The organism is Brevibacterium antiquum (assembly GCF_016107655.1).
Taxonomy (GTDB): Bacteria; Actinomycetota; Actinomycetes; order Actinomycetales; family Brevibacteriaceae; genus Brevibacterium; species Brevibacterium antiquum.
This window is the reverse complement of the sequence record NZ_JABASX010000011.1, coordinates 65,047-84,748: the sequence shown is the minus strand read 5'-3', so window position 1 is coordinate 84,748 and position 19,702 is coordinate 65,047. Positions and strand designations below refer to the sequence as shown.

The 19,702-nt window shown below is 65.4% G+C and carries 16 protein-coding genes; 13 read left to right on the top strand and 3 right to left on the bottom strand.

What is annotated here, in order from left to right; genetic code table 11:
- The first annotated feature begins 10 nt into the window (after positions 1–10).
- The 4 genes from JFC13_RS16950 (at position 11) to JFC13_RS16935 (ending at position 6,396) form a co-directional block, all read left to right on the top strand.
- Positions 11–1,456, top strand: a complete 1,446-nt coding sequence (locus tag JFC13_RS16950) for a DUF3100 domain-containing protein (protein WP_198398230.1) — start codon at positions 11–13, stop codon at positions 1,454–1,456.
- Positions 1,457–1,683: 227 nt separating this feature from the next.
- The gene (locus JFC13_RS16945; RefSeq protein WP_198398229.1) at positions 1,684–3,699 is read left to right on the top strand and encodes an ABC1 kinase family protein; all 2,016 of its coding nucleotides are present in this window, start codon (positions 1,684–1,686) and stop codon (positions 3,697–3,699) included.
- Positions 3,700–3,797: 98 nt separating this feature from the next.
- The gene (locus JFC13_RS16940; protein ID WP_198398228.1) at positions 3,798–4,712 is read left to right on the top strand and encodes a patatin-like phospholipase family protein; all 915 of its coding nucleotides are present in this window, start codon (positions 3,798–3,800) and stop codon (positions 4,710–4,712) included.
- A 205-nt stretch (positions 4,713–4,917) separates the two neighbouring features.
- The gene (locus JFC13_RS16935) at positions 4,918–6,396 is read left to right on the top strand and encodes an MFS transporter (RefSeq protein WP_198398227.1); all 1,479 of its coding nucleotides are present in this window, start codon (positions 4,918–4,920) and stop codon (positions 6,394–6,396) included.
- A 98-nt stretch (positions 6,397–6,494) separates the two neighbouring features.
- Here the strand turns inward: JFC13_RS16935 and JFC13_RS16930 are convergent, their stop codons facing one another.
- Entirely contained in the window at positions 6,495–7,238 is a 744-nt protein-coding gene (locus tag JFC13_RS16930) for an SDR family NAD(P)-dependent oxidoreductase (RefSeq protein ID WP_198398226.1), read from the bottom strand.
- A 194-nt stretch (positions 7,239–7,432) separates the two neighbouring features.
- On the opposite strand from JFC13_RS16930, the gene JFC13_RS16925 reads away from it, so the two are divergent.
- A complete protein-coding gene (locus JFC13_RS16925; protein ID WP_198398225.1) occupies positions 7,433–8,593 on the top strand; it encodes a steroid 3-ketoacyl-CoA thiolase in 1,161 nt (386 codons plus the stop codon).
- A gap of 108 nt (positions 8,594–8,701) precedes the next feature.
- Here JFC13_RS16925 and JFC13_RS16920 read toward each other — a convergent pair whose 3' ends face one another.
- Together JFC13_RS16920 and JFC13_RS16915 are read right to left on the bottom strand one after the other, a co-directional pair.
- Entirely contained in the window at positions 8,702–9,637 is a 936-nt protein-coding gene (locus JFC13_RS16920) for a MaoC/PaaZ C-terminal domain-containing protein (RefSeq protein WP_198398224.1), read from the bottom strand.
- Positions 9,638–9,727: 90 nt separating this feature from the next.
- On the bottom strand, positions 9,728–11,917 hold the full coding sequence (locus JFC13_RS16915; RefSeq protein ID WP_198398223.1) for an acyl-CoA dehydrogenase: 2,190 nt from the start codon (positions 11,915–11,917) through the stop codon (positions 9,728–9,730).
- A 107-nt stretch (positions 11,918–12,024) separates the two neighbouring features.
- Between JFC13_RS16915 and JFC13_RS16910 the strand changes: the two genes are divergently transcribed.
- The 8 genes from JFC13_RS16910 (at position 12,025) to JFC13_RS16875 (ending at position 19,638) form a co-directional block, all read left to right on the top strand.
- Positions 12,025–12,948, top strand: a complete 924-nt coding sequence (locus JFC13_RS16910) for an SDR family NAD(P)-dependent oxidoreductase (RefSeq protein ID WP_198398222.1) — start codon at positions 12,025–12,027, stop codon at positions 12,946–12,948.
- 112 nt (positions 12,949–13,060) lie between these two features.
- The gene (locus JFC13_RS16905) at positions 13,061–14,242 is read left to right on the top strand and encodes an acyl-CoA dehydrogenase family protein (protein WP_198398221.1); all 1,182 of its coding nucleotides are present in this window, start codon (positions 13,061–13,063) and stop codon (positions 14,240–14,242) included.
- Complete coding sequence (locus JFC13_RS16900; protein WP_198398220.1) at positions 14,239–15,327, top strand: acyl-CoA dehydrogenase family protein; 1,089 nt, start codon at positions 14,239–14,241, stop codon at positions 15,325–15,327. The genes JFC13_RS16905 and JFC13_RS16900 overlap by 4 nt, the downstream gene beginning before the upstream one ends.
- A 2-nt stretch (positions 15,328–15,329) precedes the next feature.
- Positions 15,330–17,033 carry an AMP-binding protein gene (locus JFC13_RS16895; protein WP_198398219.1) on the top strand — a complete coding sequence of 568 codons (1,704 nt, stop codon included), beginning with the start codon at positions 15,330–15,332 and terminating at the stop codon, positions 17,031–17,033.
- Positions 17,030–17,578 carry an FAS1-like dehydratase domain-containing protein gene (locus tag JFC13_RS16890; RefSeq protein WP_198398218.1) on the top strand — a complete coding sequence of 183 codons (549 nt, stop codon included), beginning with the start codon at positions 17,030–17,032 and terminating at the stop codon, positions 17,576–17,578. Before JFC13_RS16895 ends, JFC13_RS16890 begins: the two co-directional genes overlap by 4 nt.
- 1 nt (position 17,579) lies before the next feature.
- Positions 17,580–18,050 carry a Zn-ribbon domain-containing OB-fold protein gene (locus JFC13_RS16885; RefSeq protein ID WP_198398217.1) on the top strand — a complete coding sequence of 157 codons (471 nt, stop codon included), beginning with the start codon at positions 17,580–17,582 and terminating at the stop codon, positions 18,048–18,050.
- On the top strand, positions 18,047–18,463 hold the full coding sequence (locus JFC13_RS16880; protein ID WP_198398216.1) for a MaoC/PaaZ C-terminal domain-containing protein: 417 nt from the start codon (positions 18,047–18,049) through the stop codon (positions 18,461–18,463). The genes JFC13_RS16885 and JFC13_RS16880 overlap by 4 nt, the downstream gene beginning before the upstream one ends.
- On the top strand, positions 18,460–19,638 hold the full coding sequence (locus JFC13_RS16875) for a lipid-transfer protein (RefSeq protein WP_198398215.1): 1,179 nt from the start codon (positions 18,460–18,462) through the stop codon (positions 19,636–19,638). Before JFC13_RS16880 ends, JFC13_RS16875 begins: the two co-directional genes overlap by 4 nt.
- Positions 19,639–19,702: the final 64 nt, after the last annotated feature.

Below are 19,702 nucleotides of genomic sequence, written 5' to 3'. Positions count from 1 at the left end.
TGGTATACAAATGACAGAGTCGTCATCTTCAGCCACTTCACGAGGCGTCGCCGTTGAGCACCCGGCGGAGCGCCCCACGTTGAAGCATTGGGGCATCTCGGTCGGCCTCGGGGTCGCAATCTCACTCGTCGCGATTCTGATCGGTGAACACACCATCAAAGTCGGTCCGGCAGCGATCGTTCTGTTCCCGATTATCTGGGCGGTGCTCCTCGGCGCAGTCGTCGGACTCCAGCGCATCCTGCCCGTGACGGGAGTAGTCCGCTCGGTCGGGGATCCGCAGATTCGAATCGGCATCGTCCTCTTCCTCGCTCTTCTCGGTATGAGCATCGGACCGTCGCTGGGGGAGGTGACCAACCTCGGGCCGGCGATTCTGCTTCAGGAAGTCGGCCACATATTCGGCACGGTCATCATCGCACTGCCGATTGCGGTCGGACTGCGCATGGGCCGTTCGGCGATCGGCGCCAGTTGGTCGGTGGATCGCGAATCGTTTCTCGCCTTCGCCATCGAACGATTCGGTACCCGATCGCCGGAGTATCGAGGCGTCTTCGGAGTTTGGATCTTCGGGTCGTTGTTCGGTGCGCTCTACATCTCACTGGCAGCCGGTGTGCTCGGGAGCCTCGGCGTCCTGCACCCACTGGCTCTGGCACTCGGTCTGGGCCTGGGATCGTCATCGATGATGCTCGGCGGCGTCGGTGCGCTGTCGGTGCTCTACCCGGAGCAAGCCACCGAGATCATGGCGCTCGCCGGCCTGTCCAACCTGGTGACCAACATTGTGGGCTTCTATGCGGGAGTGTTCCTTTCACTTCCCCTGGCACGCAAGCTGTACCTGTTCTGGACACGAGTCTGGCGCCGACCGGCGGCAGAGATCGAGGAAGCGAAACTCGTCGCCCGCGGCGTCATCCCCGATGGAGATGCCTCTCGCCCGAATGCATCTCGGACGGAGACCGATGCCAAGCAGAGCGATTATGATCGGGAGAAGTCTGAGGTGCCCGTCGTCGCAGCGCCGTTCGATCCGGTCGAGCCGCGGGGGTGGAAGGTGTCTCTCTTCGTCTACGCCAGCGCCGGGGGACTGGGCCTTCTGCTCAATGCGCTGGGCACCTCGTCGTTCGAGCCTCGTCAGATCCTCGGCACCCTGTTCCTGCTCGCACTCACTGCGGTGTCGTTCCAGCTCGCGCGGTGGATACCCGTCGTCCCGGCCAGTGTCTGGGTTCTGGGCCTCGCCACCATCGCCAGCGCACCCTTCATGCCTTTCGCTGATTCCCTTGTGGGACTCGTCGATGGCATGGACGTCATGCTCTTCGGTCTGCTGCAGCTCGCCCTCATCGGCCTGAGCTTGGGTCGCGACGTGGGGGCCATCAAGCAACTGAGCTGGAGAGTCGTGGTCATCGCACTGATCACTTTGACCAGTTCGTTCGTCGCGGCCGCTGTCCTCGCTCAGACGGTGCTGCACCTCTGAGCGCAAATCTCCGCCGAGAGGTCGGACTTGCCACATCGGGCAGGTCCGACCTGTGAGGACAGCCAGTCCTCAGCCATCCAGTCACCCGTGATCATCAGCCTCGTTGCAGCGTCCGTCTGGATGCACTGCAAACTCTCAATCTCAGTGGGTCTTGATCAATTAGGCTGGTGACGGCGCACACCAGCGCCGCTCTGCGCATCTGATCGAACGACAGAAGGGCTTGACGGGTGACGATCCTCTATTCCATCGGGCTGGGCGTCCTCAGCGCACTTATCGTCGGCTTCCTCGTCCGGCGAATGATGTTCACCGGCACGGGTGCAGCTCGCAACACCATCGTTTCCCTCGCCATGGGGCTCTCGATCTGGCCGATCACCCTCCAGGCGTATCGTCTTCTGGGCATCGCCGAGGACGGGCAATATCCGACGCTCGACATGAGCTTCCCGGCCATCATGGTCTTCCTCCTGCTGTTCGCCTGGTTCATCGTCATCCAGATGTTCGTGCTCCTGGCCATCGAGCTCGTCCTCCCGACAGGATCGCTGACCACGCTGCTGCGGTCGGCGCCGAAGATCCCCACCTGGTATCGCAGGCTCAATCGTTTGGCCCAGATCCAGAAGATCCTCATCCAGTTCGGGCTCTCCCGCTATCTCAAGCCCCGGATCCCGACCTTGCGAGTGTCCTTGCGCGAGATCGCATCGACCACGCGTGACGCGCTCGCCGCGGCTGGCGTCACCTTCATCAAGCTCGGGCAGTTCATTGCCACTCGTGGTGACATGATCCCGCACGAATTCGTCGAAGAGTTCTCCACCCTGCAAGCCGGTGTCCCGCCGGTGCCCTTCAGCGAGGTCAAAGGTCAGCTGGAGGCCCAGTGGGGCAAGCCCGTCGCCGAGGTGTTCGAAGAGTTCGATGAGGTCCCCTTCGCTGCTGCCTCGGTTGCCCAAGTTCACCGCGCAGTTACGTGGGAGGGCCGAGTTGTCGCCGTCAAAGTGCAAAGACCCAAGATCCGCAAACAGGTCCGTGCCGACTGCGATATCGTCCTCAGCCTGGCCGAGCGGCTTGAGCGCTCGACCGAGTGGGCCAGCAAGGTCGGCATCGGAAAACTCGCCCGCAGCTTCGTCGATTCCCTGCAGGGTGAGCTCGACTACCGCGGGGAGTTGTCCCATATCGAGGCTCTGCGCACAGCCGATGAGACGGGCCGCTCTACCTCGGGGACGGACTCCACGGTGCGCATCCCACGGGTGTACAAGGAGTACTCCGGTGAGTACGTCATCGTCATGGATCTCATCGAGGGTGTTCCGCTCTCACACGCCACCGAGGTTGTCGAGAATCTTTCGGAGCTGGCCAGAAACGAGATCGCCCAGGACCTCTTCCTCATGGTCGTCCGGCAGGTGCTGGGCAAGGGCATCTTCCACGCCGACCTGCACCCGGGCAACATTGTCATTTCACCCGCAGGGAGGGCCGGACTCGTCGACTTCGGGGCCGTAGGACGCATCGACAAACGTGACCGTCGTGCGATCGCCCTGCTGCTCATGGCATTCGACTCGCAGAACTCTCAGGCGGCGACGGCCGCAATCCTCGACCTTCTCGGCACTCCCAGCGATGTCAATCTTCGGGAGCTGCAGCGGGAGATCGGACAGATCCTGCTCAAGTACGGTGACGGGCTGCCGGGATCGACCTCGGCAGCGCTGTTCGGGGAGCTCATCGACTTCGTCGTCGACTTCGGATTCCCCATGCCTGCCTCGGTGGCCACAGCCTTCCGGGCCATCAGCACTCTCGAGGGATCGATCACGAAGCTCAACCCTGAACTCAATCTGCTCGCCCTGGTGACCCAGAACGGGCGCAGCCTGTTGCGTGAGGTCGGAGGGCTGGGAGTCGATCTGCAGGAGACAGCACTCTACGCGGCCGCCGTAGGTCCGCAGATCGCAGAACTTCCCGGGCAGCTCTCACGCATCGCCGGCCACCTGCAGGACGGTACCCTCGACGTCGGCACGAGCGGCCTGAACATTTCGATGATCAAAGGTCTGCTGAAGTCCACGGTCGAACAGTTCATCCAAGTGATTGTGTCCACGGCGTTGATCCTCGGTGGAGTCATTCTCATGGCCGCGGACTTCGGCCCGCCGCTGGCGCCCGAGCTCAAACTGTTCACGTACTTCGGGGCCTGGATGCTGCTCGTCGGCAGCGTGATTGCGGCTATGGTGCTGGCACCGGCGCTGCGACAGCGGATGGTGTGGGAAGGGCTGGGGTAATCCAAGGCGGCCTGACACCATGTGGTTGGTTTGTTCCCATAGTCGCGGAGTGACGGCGGCGCACTGCAAGCTGAGTGACACTCGCTAGGATGATCGACATGACGGACACAGACCACACGACAGGCACGCCGCGGATCAGCGACACAGCTCTCATCTTCGAAGGTGGCGGCATGCGGGCTTCGCTGACGAGTGGGATGGTCGTCACGCTGCTCGACGCTGGGCTGGATTTTGACTGGGTCGCGGGAATCAGCGCCGGGGCCTCGAATGCGGTGAACTATCTGTCGGGCGACGCTCGTCGAGCCCGCCGATCATTCGTCGAATTCGCAGCCGATGAGCAATTCGGCGGCCTGCGCTATTTCGCCCGCGGGCAAGGCATGTTCAATGCGGAGTACATCTACCAGAAAGCTGGTGGACCCGAGGAAGCTCTGCCCTTTGATTGGGAGTCGTTCCAGTTGAGTCCGAGTGATGTGCGACTCGTCGCGTTCGACGCAGTGTCAGGTGATGATGTGGTGTGGTCGCGGAAGGACACTCCTTGTATCGAGGACCTTATGGTCCGTGTTCGAGCGTCGTCGACGATGCCTGCGCTCATGCCACCTGTTCACCTGGACGGACACGTCTACGTCGACGGTGCGATGGGTGAGGACGGTGGAATCGCGCTGAGCCAGGCCCAGCGAGAGGGTTTCGAGAAGTTCGTCATCGTGCTCACGCAGGAGCGCTCGTACCGGAAGGTACCGCAGCGTTTCCCCGCGGTCTACCGCAGCATGTTCCGGCGGTACCCGGCGCTGGGGGAGGCGCTGTTGACCCGGTGGGCACGGTACAACGAGACGCGCGAACGCATCTTCGCCCTCGAAGCGGAAGGAAAAGCCCACGTCTTCGCTCCTGAGCGCATGCCGGTCGACAACGGCACTCGGGACCTCTCCCGCCTCGCCGCGGCTCATCGTATGGGGCTGTCCCAGTCGCGCCGTGAGCTGCCCGCGATCCGTGAGTTCCTCGGGGCGGACAGAACCACATAGGCGCGGCCTGGCGAGCCTCGCCGCCCCAGACTCAGACCCGGACCTCTCGTCGACGACGGACCCCTATTTGCTATTGTAATCAATTCTATAATTGATTATAGTTCACAGCACGCAACGCTAATCTGCAGACAAGATTTCCCCACGATGAAGTGGGCGAAGTGGGCGCAGAGCCTGCTGCGGGGGAATCTCGACGAAAGGGTTCCGCATGTCAATTCCGTCCCAAAATGACAGAGTCACGAAGTTCTGGCTCATCACCTGTGCACTCATCGCCGCCGAGGTGGTCGCGATTCTCGAGACCACCATGTCCATTCAGCTCGTCTACGCGCCGAAGGACTTCTTCGACGTTCCATTGTCCTCACTGACGTGGATCGTCACCGCCTATACGCTGGCCGCCGCGATCTTTGCGGGCATCGGAGCGCGTCTCGGTGACCAATACGGCCGACGCAAGATTCTCGTCGGGGCCCTGGCCCTGGGCGCGGTGGGCTCGCTGCTGTCGGCAGTCGCTCCAGTCTTCTGGGTGCTCGTTCTCGGGCGCGTGTTCCAGGGCGTCACCGGCTGCGTCCTGCCGCTGGCGATAGGCATCATCTCCGCGCGCTATCCGAAAGACCGCACCGGCACCGCCGTCACCCTGGTGTCGTCCTCGGCGATCATCGCCGGTGCCTTCGGCATCCTCATCGCCGGTGTGCTGCTGTCGGTCTTCTCCTGGCACTCGATCTACATCGTGACGACCGTGGTGGCTTTGGCTGTGGCGGCCTTCGTCGCCGTGGTCGTCCCCCGCGATCAGGCTTCCGATCTGGCCGCGACACGGCGCATCGACTTCCTCGGCGCGATCCTCTTCGGCTCCGGAATCGGCTCCGCCCTCTACGCCGTCACCGCCTCCGCCGACCGCGGATGGACCGACTGGCAGGTGATCGCCTTCGGACTCGCCGGTCTCATCGTGCTCGCGATCTTCGTTCGCCACGAGTCCATGATCTCCTACCCGCTGTTCGAGATCCGCCTGCTGCGCGACTCGAAGGTCCGTGCCTCGATGATCCTCTCCATCGTCCTCGGATTCGGGCCGCTGGGGATGTTCACCGTGCTTTCGGCGACCATCTCGCGCCAGCCGAGTGTCGTCGACGGCACGAATATCGGTGTCGGCATCGGTCTGAGCCCCATGTCCTTCGGAATCTGGACCGCGGCATTCTCGGCAGTGGCCTTCCTCCTCGCAGGAGCCATCGGCAGGATGACCACGAACTACGGGGCGAGGACCACGCTGGTGGTGGGCTCGGGGCTCGCGATGATCGGCGTCCTGCTCATCGCCGGCTTCCCGGCGAACACGGTCGTCGTCCTCACCGCGATCCTCGTGTTCACCGTCGGCAGCTCCTGCCTGTTCTCTGGCATTCCGGCGATGATCGTCGAGACCGTCGACGTTTCGGTGGTCAGCATCGCCGCGGCCATGGCGCAGGTCATTCGGAACACCTTCCAGTCCGTGGGCACCTCGGTCCTCGGCGTCGTGATGTCAATCGGCACTATCGTGGTCGCCGGGCAGGGCTTCGTGTCGAACCCGGGCCTTTGGGTCGCGGCACTGGTCATCGCCGGCGCCTCCGTCCTCTCGGCGGTGCTGTCGCTGGCCGTGGGCAGCCGCAGCGTTGCCCGGCCGAGGCTGGAGAAAGACGCGAAGCAGGCGCAGGACCTGGGCAGCTGATCGGCTTCGACGAGATGTGGGCCCGAAGCGAATCGCTTCGGGCTCACAGCCGGGACCACTGGCCGTGCGCGAACGACCGCACATCGGCACAGTCGCTGTCAGTACAGCTTCCGGATTCCACCATCGGCCATGAGCGTCTGACCGGTCATGTACTTCGCGTCCGCGGACAGGAGGAAAGTGACGACCGGTGCCACATCGGTCTCCGGGTCGCCGAAGCGTGCCAGCGGGATCGTCGCGACGGTCTCCTCGTACTGCGCCGGGTGCTCCCTGCTCCAGGCCTCCACTCCGGGAGTCAGCGCCAGCGGCGAGACGATGTTGACTCGGATGCCCTCCGGGGCCCATTCGTTGGCGATCACACGGCTGACCCCGCGGATCGCCTCCTTGGCCGCCGCGTAGGATGCCTGCCCCAGCTGCCCGCCCATCGCGGCCCCGGAACCGAAGTTCACTACGGAGCCCTTGGTCTTCACCAGTTCATCGTGGGCGGCGCGCATGAAGTTCAGCGTCGCCTGGAAACCGGTGGAGAAGGACAAGCTCCAATCGGACTCCTCGAGCTCGAGGAACGGTTTCTGGCGTGAGGCGTGAGCGTTGTTGACGAGACCGTTGAGGCCACCGAAGGCCTCCACGGATTCGGCGACGGCGGTCGTGGCGACCTGCGTGTCGGAGACATCGCCCTGAATGAATCGGGCCCTGTCGCCGAACTCCTCGACGACCCGTTCACCCGCCTCGGCGTTGATGTCGACTGCCACGACCCGTCCGCCTTCGGAGATGATCCGTCGGGTGATGCCCAGTCCGATACCCGATGCGCCGCCGGTGACGATGAATGTTTGGTTCTCCAGTTTCATTTTCTGCCTCACTGTTCGCGTCTGTTCTGTTCGTCTCTGTGTCTCTGTGTCTCTGGTCTATCAGGCGATCGTGCAAGAGCGCCTAACCCCTGGCTGTCAAGATCGTGAGGCCATCGCGACATGATCTTGACGTCATCTAGAATTAATTCTAGTTTAGGGAATGGACCTAGTACAGAACAGAATCGGAGAACTTCATGGCTGCAACCGTTATCGTCGATGGAATCAGATCACCCTACGGAAAGCGGTTCGGCGATCTCGCCGGACTCCACCCTGCGAAACTCCTGGGCCAAGTGCAGTCGGGCCTTCTCGACCGTGTGGGGATCGACCCGGCCGAGATCGAACAGGTCATCGGCGGCTGTGTGACCCAGGCGGGTGAGCAATCGAACAACATCACGCGCACCGCCTGGCTCGACCGCGGCCTGCCCTACCAGGCTGCGGCCACCACGGTCGACTGCGCCTGCGGCTCCTCTCTGCAGTCCGTGCACCTGATGAATGCGCTCGTCGGCTCCGGAGCGGTGTCGGCCGGTATGGCCTGCGGCGTGGAGAGCATGAGCAGAGTCTTCCTCGGCGCTGCCGGCGGCGAGTCGGGCAGTCCGTACCCTGCCGACTTCGATGTCGACCTACCCGACCAGTTCCTCGCCGCCGAGCGGATCGCCCAGCGGCGCGACATCTCCCGTGCCGATGTCGACTCCTTCGGCGCCGCATCCCAGGCCAAGGCGATCCGGGCTTGGGAAGCCGGTGTCTTCGACTCACAGGTGATCGGCATCGACGCGCCCGTTCTCGACGCAGAGGGCAGGTCCACCGGAGAGGTGCGGAAGGTCACGCGCGATCAGGGTCTGCGCCCCAGTACCCCCGAGGCCCTGGCCGGGCTCAATCCGGTCGTCGAGGGAGGCATCCACACCGCCGGCACGAGCTCGCAGATCAGTGACGGTGCCTCTGCCGCGCTCATCATGAGCGAGGAGGAGGCCAATCGACGGGGCCTCAAGCCGCGCGCCCGCATCCACACCTCGGCGATGGTCGGGGCCGAGCCCCACTACCACCTCGACGGACCGGTCGACGCGACGAATGCTGTGCTCGCGAAATCAGGGATGAGCCTGCGCGACATCGATGTCGTCGAGATCAACGAGGCCTTCGCCTCCGTCGTGCTGTCCTGGGCTTCGGTCACCGGCTTCGACATGGATCGCGTGAATCCGCATGGCGGAGCCATCGCGCTCGGCCATCCGGTGGGCTCTTCAGGCATCCGCCTGCTCATCCAGGCCATCGACGATCTTGAGCGCCTCGACGGCTCAACAGCACTGGTGACGATGTGCGCCGGAGGGGCATTGGCCCCGGCGACGATCATCGAGCGCCTCTGACTGGCGTTGCCGCAGTCGCGCGTGGCACAACGCGAGGCACAACGCGTGACACAGACGAGTGTGGGGCGGGCAGTGAATCACTGCCCGCCCCACACTCGTCCGTGCAGTTCAGTTCAGGATGAGGACTCCCTCGTCGAGGACTGCCTGTTCGCTGCCCTCGACTCGTGCCCGGTACGACCGCTGACCGGGTCCCGTCTCCCAGACCTCGAGGACCAGGACGTCACCGGGCGTGACCATTCCGGAGAACCGGGCACCGACCTCGGCGACGCGCTCGGGATGCCCGTCGGCGGCGATGTCCGTCAGCGCTTTGGCGACGATTCCGTAGGTCGCCAGACCGTGGAGAATCGGACCGGGAAGGCCGGCGGAGCGCGCGAACTCCGGATCGATGTGCAAGGGGTTGAGATCACCGTTGAGACGGTAGAGCAGCGCCTGGTCCGGACGCGTGGTGATGCGGACGCTGGTCTCTGGAACGCGTTCGGGGACCGGCCGTGGGGCGGGCGCCGGCTCTCCGCCGAATCCGCCCTCCCCGCGTACATAGATCCGCGAGTGCTCGGTCCACAGCGGCCCGTCAGCGTCCACGGCACTCGACTCGAGGACGATGAGAGCAGCCTTGCCGAGGTCATGGATCTGCGCGACCGAGCGCCGGACCTCCGCCGTTCCGGAGGCAGGCAGGGGTCGGTGAGCGGTGAGCGACTGCCCGGCGTGGAGGACGGCGCGCAGGTCCACGTCGATGCCGGGCAGCCGCATCCGGGTCGGGTCCGAGGCTGTGTCCCCACCGGCTTCCTCCTCGGTAGATCCGTACGCGGACTCGCCGGCGGTCGTTGCCGAGGGGCCCGAGGCTGCAGTCGAGGGGCCCCTGCCCGCGACCAGGCCGAAGGTCGGCAGGACCTTCAGATCGCGTTCGAACGTCAGTCTCAGCTCCGGCTCGTCGGCCTGGGAGCCGGCGCCGAGGCTGAGGTGGTAGAGCAGGACATCGGTCGAAGTCCAGGAGATCTCGCTGATCTGTGGATCCGCGGCAAGCGCGGTCTCTGTGTCAATGGGCACGGGTGGTCCTTTCTTCGTGCATGCCGCCGCGACAGACGGCGGCAGGGGAGGGATGGCCGCTTCCGGGCGACCAGCCAGGACTGAGTTGTCTCAGCCGCGGGGGAGTCCGAGGATGCGCTCGGCTACGATGTTGAGCTGGATGTCGGTGGTCCCGCCGGCGATCGTCAGCGACCTCGTGTTGAGGAACATGTATGTGGGCACCGTGCTGCGGGTGGCGACATCCTCGGCACCGGCGATGTCGACGCCGTCGATGCCGTCTGTGCCCGACCATTCGACCACGGCTTCCCAAGTGTCTTGGATGTTGCGCGTGGAGACGAGCTTGGCCAGGGACGACTCCGCCGACGAGGTCGCGCTCTCCATCGCCTTGAGCATCGACCTCACCCCCAGCAGCGATCCGGATAGGGACACCGAGAGCAGGTCGCCGACCATCCGGAGGCGCAGCGGATCGTCTGCCGCATATCCGTGCAGCAGCGATACGAGCGCTTCGTCCCCGCCGCCGAACATCGAATGCCCGGTCATCGCCACGCGCTCGTTGGCCAGAGTGCCCACCGCCACCTTCCACCCATCTGTCGGCGCACCGACCATGAGCTCATCGGGGATGAATACCTCGTCGAGGAAGACCTCGTTGAACAGCGCCTCCCCGGTCAGCTCGCGCAGCGGGCGGATGGTGATCCCGGGGGAGTTCATGTCGAGGAGGAAGTAACCGATGCCGCGGTGCTTGCGCGCCTCTGGGTCCGTGCGAGCCAGGAGGATCCCCCAATCGGACTCCCGCGCGCCCGAGGTCCACACCTTCTGGCCCGTGATCACCCAGCCGCCGTCCACCTTCCTCGCCGAGGTGGTCAGACCGGCCAGATCGGACCCGGCACCGGGTTCGCTGAAGAGCTGGCACCAGCGGATGTCCCCACGCAGGGACGGGCCGATGAACCGTTCGTTCTGCTCCGGAGTGCCGTGGGCGACGAGGCTGGGCACGACCCAGTTGCCGATGACCATGTCATGGGGTGTGAGGTTCCGGGCGGTGAGCTCTTCGTCGATGATGAGCTGGGTGAGGGCATCAGCGCCTCGGCCCCAGGGGCGGGGCAGCGCCGGCGAGGTGAAGCCCAGATCCGCGAGGCGCGCCGTGGCCTCGTCTCCGCTGGGAACGGTGTCCAGTTCTGCTCCGATCTCCTCGCGGATCTTATCCGAGCCCTCCGGATAGGACAGGGCGGGACCGCGACGCGCACCGGCCAGTGCCGCCTGTGCGACTTTGACGCGCCAGTGATCTCCGGGGCCGAGTACGACGCGGGAGGTCTGCGCCCGGCGCAGAGCGAAGCCGGCCATATGCTCCCAAGTGAAGCCGATTCCACCCAGAGTATCGATGAGGTCCTTGACCGTGTCGAGCGCGAGATCGATTCCCGTCCCGGCAGCGGCCGAGATGACCAGACTGCGTTCGTCGGTGCTGATCTCCGTGTCGAGGCAGCGCGCGGCGTCCCAGGCCAGGGCGCGCACCTGAGCCGCCGCGACGTGCATGCCGGCGATCCGGTGTTTGACCGCTTGGAAGCTGCCGATCGCGGCCCCGAACTGCTCACGGACTCGGGCGTATTCGACCGCGGTCTCGGTGCACCACTGGGCGATCCCCGACCCCTCGGCGGCCAGGGCTGCGGCGGCGATGAGCCGCGGCAGCTCCGGATCGATGTCGAGGACCTCGACAGACGCCGCCTGTTCGATGCGCAGACGTGCCATCGGGCGGGTGACGTCGTGGGACGGGCAGGGAAGGACCTCGGTCGCGGAGGTGTGCAGCAGCACCCAGCGTCGCCAGCTGCCGTCGTCGACGGGCAGAACGACGTGCTCGGCCGTCGCGGCCGAGGTGATCGGCGCGCTCGTTCCCGTGAGTGTGCAGGTCGCGGCGTCGAAGGCCAGATCGCCGGGCTCGAGGGCGATCGCGCCCAGTGCGGCGGCAGGGCCTCCGGCGGCACCTTCGGTCTGCGGGGCCCGCCCCGCATGGGCCAGCGATGCCGAGGTGATCATCGCCGGCAGCGCCGGACCGGGCACCAGCCCGCGGCCCAGCGCTTCGGCGGCGGTGGCGAGACCCATGAAGCCGACGCCCGCGCCACCTTGCTCCTCGTCCAGGTGCAGGTCGAGGATGCCGATATCGGTGAGGTCCGAGAAGAAGCCGGGAACCCCCTCATCCTCGGCATCGATGTACGCGTGGATGGTCTCGGGTGAGACACGGTCGGTGCAGAAGTCGTCGAGGACCTCTGTCAGCTCGGTCAGTTCGTCGCCGATGGCGATCGAGTCCTTCATGGTGCTCCGATCGGATAGCCGAAATGCTTGCAAATCAAAACTAGAATCAATTATAGTAATTTGCAAGACACACGGAAGCCTATCGCGGAATCGAAGGAGACTCACTGATGAACCGAGACACCGATCTGAGCGGGCGGACCGCCATCGTCACCGGAGCGGGCTCGGGCCTGGGGCGCGCCGAAGCGCTGCGCCTGGCCGAGCTCGGAGCCAATGTGATCGTCAACGACCTCGGCGACGACGCGGCCGTCGTCGCAGACGAGGTGCGGACGCTGGGATCTGAGGCCCTGGCTGTGCAGGCCGACATCAGCGCCTGGAAGACCGGCGATGAGCTCGTCGCCGCGGCCGTCGACACTTTCGGCGGGCTCGACATCGTCGTCAACAATGCGGGAATCGTGCGCGACACGATGATCTTCAACCTCACCGAGGACAAATGGGACAAGGTCCTCGACGTCCATCTCAAGGGCCACGCTGCGCTCTGCCACGCGGCGGCCGTGCACTTCCGCTCGGCCAGCAAGGCCGCGGGTGGACCGATCTACGGTCGCATCGTCAACACCGCCTCCGAAGCCGCACTGATGGGAGCGGCGGGCCAGCCCAACTACTCGGCGGCGAAGGCCGGCATCATCGGTCTCACGCTGTCGACGGCGCAGGGGCTGGGCCGCTACGGCGTGCGGGCCAATGCGATCATGCCGCGCGCCCGGACCGGGATGACCGAAGCGGTCTTCGCCGCCGACTCCGATTCCCGGCGTCTCGACATCCTCGCGCCCGAGCGGGTGGCCAGGCTCGTCGGCTTCCTCTCCGGGCCGGAAGCGGCACGGATCAGCAGCGAAGTCTTCATCGTCTACGGAGACTTCGTCGCACTGCTCAGGCCCGCCGACATCGAGGAGAAGTTCATCGCCAGCACCGGTGTCTTCGATGAGGCAGAGCTGGCCGAGAAGATCGGCGGGCACTTCGAAGGGAAGGCGCCGGGAAGCGGGTTCGCCGCCTATCATCTGGCCGAGCTCGATGAGACCGGCATCGAGAACATCGCCTGAGCGCCTCGTTTGGAGAATGAATTCTTGTTTGCGGTTCCGGCCAGTGAATACGTGACCGGACGCGACGGCGACAGATCAATTTCAGCGGCAACAAGGAAGAACAGGTGCTGATATGCACGTGAAACTCAGTGACGAGGATCTCAGGCTCAGACAGGAGCTGCGTGACTACTTCGACCGGCTCCTCACCGACGAAGTGCGAGCCGGGCTCCATGCGGAGGGCGAGGCCGGGGGGCCGGTGCGCGATGAAGTGATGAAGCAGATCGGAGCCGACGGCTGGTTCGCCATCGGCTGGCCGGAGGAATTCGGCGGGCAGGACAGGGGGCACAGAGCCCAATTCATCCTCTACTCCGAGGCTTACCGGGCCCAGGCTCCGCTGCCGATGGTCACTTTGACCACGGTGGCTCCGACGATCATGAGCCACGGGAGCCAGGAGCAGAAGGACTACTTCCTTCCGAAGATCGCCGCCGGCGAGCTCGTGGTCTCGATCGGCTACACCGAGCCTGAGGCCGGGACGGACCTGGCCTCCCTGCGCACAGCGGCAGTGCGCGAGGGCGAGGAATTCGTCATCAACGGCAGCAAGATCTTCACCTCTGGAGGACCGGGAGCCGACTGGATCTGGCTGGCGGCGCGGACGGATCCGACAGCCCCCAAGCACAAGGGCATCTCCCTCATCCTCGTGCCGACCACGGCAGAAGGATTCTCCGTGACGCCGATCGAGGCGCTCGGCCAGGTCGAGACCTCGGCGACCTACTATGACGACGTGCGTGTGCCGGTGGGCAACGTCGTCGGAGAGATCGACGCGGGCTGGCGGATGATCACCACTCAGCTCAACCATGAGCGTGTGGGCCTGGCAGCCTACTCCGGCATCTGCGACGGAATGCTCGAAGATGTCACCGCTTGGGCGGCGGAGAAGACCACACCGGCGGGAGAAGCGTACGCGGACCTGCCATGGGTGGCTTCCTCGCTGGCCCGGGCAACGGCACTGAACTCGGCGATGAACCTGATGAACTGGAAACTCGTCGAAGCCACCGCCACCGAGGCCGTCGACCCGGGCCAGGCTTCGGCAGCGAAGATCTACGCAACCGAGGCGGCGATCGAGATCTATCGGATCATGCTCGAGATCCTCGGCGAGGACGCGCTGCACATCGACGAGGTGCCCACCGGCATCGATGACGGCCGCCCGGCGGTGATGAACCTCGGTGCACAGATCAACACCTTCGGCGGCGGTGTGGCCGAGATCCAACGCGAGATCGTCGCATGGACGACACTGGGAATGAAACGAGGTCAACGATGAAGGAATCGCAAACGGGCGCCGACGACACGGGTGAGATGACGTTCCACCCCACCGATCTGCAGGCCGAACTGGTCGAGCTGGTCGCCACCATCGTCGACAAGCAGTCCGGCGACGAGAGGGTCGCCGCACTCGACGCCGAGGCCGGCAGCTGGGATGAGGCCCTCTACGCCTCACTGGCCGAAGCCGGTGTCCTCGGGGCCGTCATCGACGACGGCGAGGACGGTCTCGGAATGGTCGGGCTGAGCCTGTGCCTGATCGAGACCGGGGCGCGGCTGGCCCGCATCCCTCTGGCTGGGTCCGCCGTCACCGCTCTCAGCCTCGCCGAGGCGGGACTGAGCGACGAGGTCGAGGCGATCGCCTCCGGAACACTGACGGCCGTACCAGCTCTGCCCAGCCGATTGCATTCCGTGGCCCGCAACGGTGACCGACTGCAGGGCAGCGTGGGCATCGTGCCCAGCGGCGCCGCTGCAAGCCATCTGCTGATCGCTGACAACACGGGAGGACTGTGGTTCGCGCCCAAGGAGACTCCCGGCCTCGAAGTCAGAGCGACCGGCTTCTCCTATGACAACGACATCTCTGTGTCCCTCGACATCTCGATCGAGGACTGTCGGCAGCTGGAAGGCGTCGGCCGCGATGAGCTCGAAGGGCGTTGGCGCACCGCGCTGTCGGCGGTCGCCGTCGGAGCCTGCCGGGAGGCCGTGGCACGGACGGCGAAGTACACCTCCGAGCGCGAGCAGTTCGGCAAACCGCTGTCATCGAAGCAGGGCGTGCTCCACCGTGCCGCCGACGCCCATATCGATACCGAATGCATGCAGCTGACGACGATGAACGCCGCCAGCCTCTACGACGCCGGCGACGCCGGCGCTGCCCGCGCCGCGCTCGAGGCCGCCTGGTGGACAGCGACCGGCGGCAGCCGCGTCGTCCACGCCACCCAGCATCTGCACGGCGGCATGGGTGCCGATCTCGACAACCACATCCATCGGTTCTTCGTCCTCGTCCGCGAGATCGGGATCGTCCTCGGAGCCGCGGACGCCCTCCTCGAAGAACTCGGCTGCGACATCGTCGCACACGCACGAGAGGAGTGATCATGACCACGATAAGTCAGAACCAGCACACTGAGGCAGAGAGGACGCTGCCGAAGACGGCGGCGGACCTGGTGCTCGCCCGCCTCGGCGATGACCGCATCGGCATCCGCTTCGAGGACGACGACTACACCTGGGACGACTTCGCGCGGGCGGCGATCCGTCGCAGTCACTTCCTCGCCGCGCACCTCGATCGCGCCCAGCCGGCGCACCTGGGGATCCTGCTGGAGAACCGACCGGAATTCCTGTTCTGGTGGGGCTCAGCCGCGCTCTCGGGCACGGCACTGGTGTGCATGAACCCGACCCGACGCGGTCAGGAGCTCGCCGAGGATGTGCTGGCCACGGACTGCCAGATCCTCATCGTCGACTCCACAACCCGCGGACTCATCGACTTCTCGGCACTGCCAGAGGTCGAGGTCATCGACATCGACGCGCCGGAGCACACACAGGAACTGGACGGATTCGACGACACCCGGGTGCCGGAATCGGCGCCGGCCGCCGACCCGAAGACGATACTGACCATGCAGTTCACCTCCGGGTCGACAGGCCGTCCCAAAGCCGCGATGTGCTCGACCGGCAGATTCACGGCCGCGGCGACATACGGTTCGGGCGGCCTCGGCCCCCAGGACGTGTCCTACAACTCGATGCCGCTGTTCCACTCGAACTCCATCCTCGGCTGCTGGGCAACACCGCTGTACCAGGGCGGAACGTTCGTCCTGGCCCGCCGCTTCTCGGCCAGCCGCTTCCTCGACGATCTGCTCAGGTACGAGGTCACGTACTTCAACTACGTCGGCCGCGTCCTGTCCTACATCCTCGCTCAGCCCGAGCGGGAAGAGGAGAAGCAGGTGAGGCTGAAGTCCGCCTTCGGCACCGAAGCGCCTGTGCGTGACCGCAAGGAGTTCGCTCGTCGATTCGGGATCGAGCCCTTCGAATCCTATGGCTCCTCCGAGGGAGGACTGAACTTCGTGCGCTCGGCCGACACGCCCGAGGACGCCCTGGGGCTGCCGCCTGCAGGCTCGGCCTACACCGCTGCGGTCATCGACGCGGTCGATATGAGTGAACGTCCTCGGGCCCGCTTCGGCGAACACGGCGAGCTGCTCAACGCCGATGAGGCCATCGGCGAACTGGCCGCCCTCGGGGCACGCGGAACCTTCGAAGGCTACTACAAGGACCCGGCGGCCGAATCCGAGCGGCTGCGCGGGGACAACTTCCTCTCCGGCGACCTCGGCTACCGGGATGAGGCGGGCTACTTCTATTTCGCCGGTCGCGGCGGGGACCGGCTGCGTGTGGACGGGGAGAACTTCTCCGGAGCCCCGATCGAGAGGATCATCGGCCGTTACCCCGACGCCCAGTTGGCGGCGATCTACCCCGTGCCCGACGAAATCAGCGGCGACCAGGTGATGCTGGCCCTGCAGATGGTCGACGGCCAGGCCTTCGACCCGGTGAGCTTCGGCGAATTCCTCGACGCTCAGGCCGATCTTGGGACCAAGTGGGCTCCGCGCTACATCCGGATCGTCGACACGCTGCCGGTGACCGCGACCGCGAAGATCAACAAGAAGGAGCTGCGCAAGGACGCCTGGCGCACCGAGGACCCGGTCTACTACCGACCTGGAAAGAACAACGAGTACCACCGACTCGAACCCGAACACGTGGAGAAGCTCCTGCGACGCTTCGAGGACTCCGGACGAAAGGATCTGCTCAACCAATGACTGTCACCACCGAACCGAGAATCGACCCCGAGGGGGCTGCCCGCAGGATCGCGGAGCTCATCGCCGAAGGGCGGGCCCGGCACTACCGCGCTCGCGACCGGGTGTCCACGGCGACGATCAACACCCTGCTCGACGTGCTGGGCGATCGCAACCCCGTCTATGCCGATGAAGCCGAGGCCAAAAAGCACGGGCATGACAGCGTCATCGCGCCGGCGACGGCGCTGCAGGTGTGGACGATGAACCGCCTCGGCGAGGAACCCTCCGCCAGCCCCGTCGATGCCGCCTATGACATCCTCCGTGACTGCGGTTTCCCCAGCGTCGTCGCGGTCAACAGCGAACAGCACTACGACCGCCCGATCGTGCCCGGCGATCTCATCAGCAGCACAGAAACGGTCGAGGAGCTCTCGGAGCTCAAGCAGACCGGCCTGGGGCCGGGAATGTTCATCACCACGCTCTTCGTCTTCCGCGACGAGGAGGACGAACAGGTCGGAACCATGCGCTTCCGCACCCTGTGGTACGCCGCAGCACAGAAGAAGGAGGATTGAGATGACCGAGGCACTGCGCCCTCGTCCCGCGCTCAACCTGGACAATGCGTTCTATTTCGATGCTCTCAACGAAGGGCGCCTCGTCGCCCAGCAATGCGGCGACTGCGCCGAATTCCGGCACCCGCCGGTGCCGTGCTGCCCGCGCTGTCAGTCCTTCGACTGGCAGGCCTCCGAACTGTCGGAGATCGGCGAGCTCGTGACCTACACGGTTCTGCACCACCCGGTCATGCCGCCGTTCGACGTCGGCTACATCGTCGGACTCGTCGAGTTCGCCGAAGGCGTGCGCATTGTGATGAACCTCGAGATCGACGAGGCCGATGTCTCCATCGGCATGGACGTCGAAGTCCGAGCACACTCCTACGACCCGGAGCTGACGCTGCCTGCCGGGTTCCTGCCAGGAACCCCGAGCAAAGTGCTGTCCTCGACGGAGAGCGGCGGCTCTGTTCCCGGCAACGATACGAAGGAGGCATGATGCCCACACATTGCAGTCCGGGCCAGACCCTGCCCGAGATGACCGTTCCCGTGACCGCAACACTCGTGGCGGGAGGAGCGATCGCCACGCGCGACTGGTCGCTGGTCCATCACGACACCGCTGCGGCCAAGAACGCGGGCACACCGGACATCTTCATGAATATCCTGACGACGAACGGCCTCATCGGTCGCTTCGTCACCGATTGGGCAGGGCCCCAGGCCGAACTCACCGATGTGAGCATCCGCCTGGGCGCCCCGAACTTCCCCGGCGACGCCTTCACAGTCACCGGCACCGTCAGCGAATTCGACGAGGACAGTGCCAGCGCCCTGATCGAAGTCACGGGCAAGAATGGAATCGGAACACACGCCAGCGGCCACGTTCGCGTTGCGCTGCAGGGGAGGAAACGCTCATGAGAAGCCACCACGACACAGCCGCCATCGCCGGCATCGGAGCCACCGAGTTCTCAAAGGCCTCCGGTCGCACGGAGCTGCAGCTGGCTCTCGAAGCCTCGAAGGCCGCACTCGACGACGCCGGGATCTCGCCTCACGAGGTCGACGGGTTCGTCTCCTACTCGATGGACACCTCTCCGTCGATCGAGGTCGCCCGCGGACTCGGCTGCGAGAACGTCAGCTACTTCGGTCTCGTCGACTACGGCGGCGGGGCCGCCTGCGCGACGATCATGCATGCGGCCATGGCCGTGGCGACGGGAGCCGCTGAGGCCGTCGTCTGCTATCGGGCCTTCAACGAACGCTCCGGTGCGCGCTTCGGAGCCGCCCTGGACGTCAGTTCCTGGGGCGTCGACGCTCGCGCGGCGAACTATGCCTGGTACCTGCCGCACGGTCTCATGACCCCCGCCTCATGGATTGCGATGTTCGCCCAGCGGTACATGCACAACTACGGGGCCACGAGCGAGGACTTCGGCCGGGTCTCGGTCCTCGACCGCAAGCATGCGGCGACGAACCCGAAGGCATGGTTCTACGAGCAGCCGATCACCATGGCCGATCACCAGGCCTCGCGCTGGATCGCCAAGCCGCTTCACCTCCTCGACTGCTGTCAGGAGTCCGATGGCGGGCAGGCGTTCGTCATCACCTCCCGCGAGCGGGCAAAGGACCTCGCGCAGCCCTCGGCGGTCATCCGCGCCTCGGCGCAGGGCGTCAGCTACGACCAGCACAATATGACCAGCTTCTACCGGAAGGACAAGGACCGGCCGCTGCCGGAGATGGGGCTGGTCGCCGATCAGCTGTGGAAGGCGACCGGCCTGGGCCCGAAGGACATGGATACGGCGGTCCTCTACGACCACTTCACTCCGTTCGTGCTGGCCCAGCTCGAGGAGTTCGGCTTCTGCGGTCCCGGCGAGGCACCTGGGCTCCTGGCCGACGGATTCGGTGAGATGGACTCGGCGATCCCGCTCAATACCCACGGAGGTCAGCTCGGCGAGGCCTATATCCACGGAATGAACGGCATCGCCGAGGGAGTGCGCCAGATCCGCGGCACCGCCGCCAATCAGGCCGCCGATGTCGACCACGCCCTCGTCAGCGCCGGCACCGGCGTGCCCACCAGCGCATTGGTCCTCGGCCGGGAGCAGTGACAGCTGCGGTCCGGTGAGAAGCTATCCTGGAGGAGCTGAAGCCGGAGAGGACTCGGGCAGGAAA

What these genes read in the sequence shown, in the direction of transcription:
- JFC13_RS16890 (WP_198398218.1), top strand. Translation starts at nt 17,030, where the DNA reads ATGACTGTCACCACCGAACCGAGAATCGACCCCGAGGGGGCTGCCCGC.
- JFC13_RS16925 (WP_198398225.1), top strand. Translation starts at nt 7,433, where the DNA reads ATGGCTGCAACCGTTATCGTCGATGGAATCAGATCACCCTACGGAAAG.
- JFC13_RS16900 (WP_198398220.1), top strand. Translation starts at nt 14,239, where the DNA reads ATGAAGGAATCGCAAACGGGCGCCGACGACACGGGTGAGATGACGTTC.
- JFC13_RS16930 (WP_198398226.1), bottom strand. Translation starts at nt 7,238, where the DNA reads ATGAAACTGGAGAACCAAACATTCATCGTCACCGGCGGCGCATCGGGT.
- JFC13_RS16910 (WP_198398222.1), top strand. Translation starts at nt 12,025, where the DNA reads ATGAACCGAGACACCGATCTGAGCGGGCGGACCGCCATCGTCACCGGA.
- JFC13_RS16895 (WP_198398219.1), top strand. Translation starts at nt 15,330, where the DNA reads ATGACCACGATAAGTCAGAACCAGCACACTGAGGCAGAGAGGACGCTG.
- JFC13_RS16885 (WP_198398217.1), top strand. Translation starts at nt 17,580, where the DNA reads ATGACCGAGGCACTGCGCCCTCGTCCCGCGCTCAACCTGGACAATGCG.
- JFC13_RS16875 (WP_198398215.1), top strand. Translation starts at nt 18,460, where the DNA reads ATGAGAAGCCACCACGACACAGCCGCCATCGCCGGCATCGGAGCCACC.
- JFC13_RS16940 (WP_198398228.1), top strand. Translation starts at nt 3,798, where the DNA reads ATGACGGACACAGACCACACGACAGGCACGCCGCGGATCAGCGACACA.
- JFC13_RS16905 (WP_198398221.1), top strand. Translation starts at nt 13,061, where the DNA reads ATGCACGTGAAACTCAGTGACGAGGATCTCAGGCTCAGACAGGAGCTG.
- JFC13_RS16880 (WP_198398216.1), top strand. Translation starts at nt 18,047, where the DNA reads ATGATGCCCACACATTGCAGTCCGGGCCAGACCCTGCCCGAGATGACC.
- JFC13_RS16935 (WP_198398227.1), top strand. Translation starts at nt 4,918, where the DNA reads ATGTCAATTCCGTCCCAAAATGACAGAGTCACGAAGTTCTGGCTCATC.
- JFC13_RS16915 (WP_198398223.1), bottom strand. Translation starts at nt 11,917, where the DNA reads ATGAAGGACTCGATCGCCATCGGCGACGAACTGACCGAGCTGACAGAG.
- JFC13_RS16950 (WP_198398230.1), top strand. Translation starts at nt 11, where the DNA reads ATGACAGAGTCGTCATCTTCAGCCACTTCACGAGGCGTCGCCGTTGAG.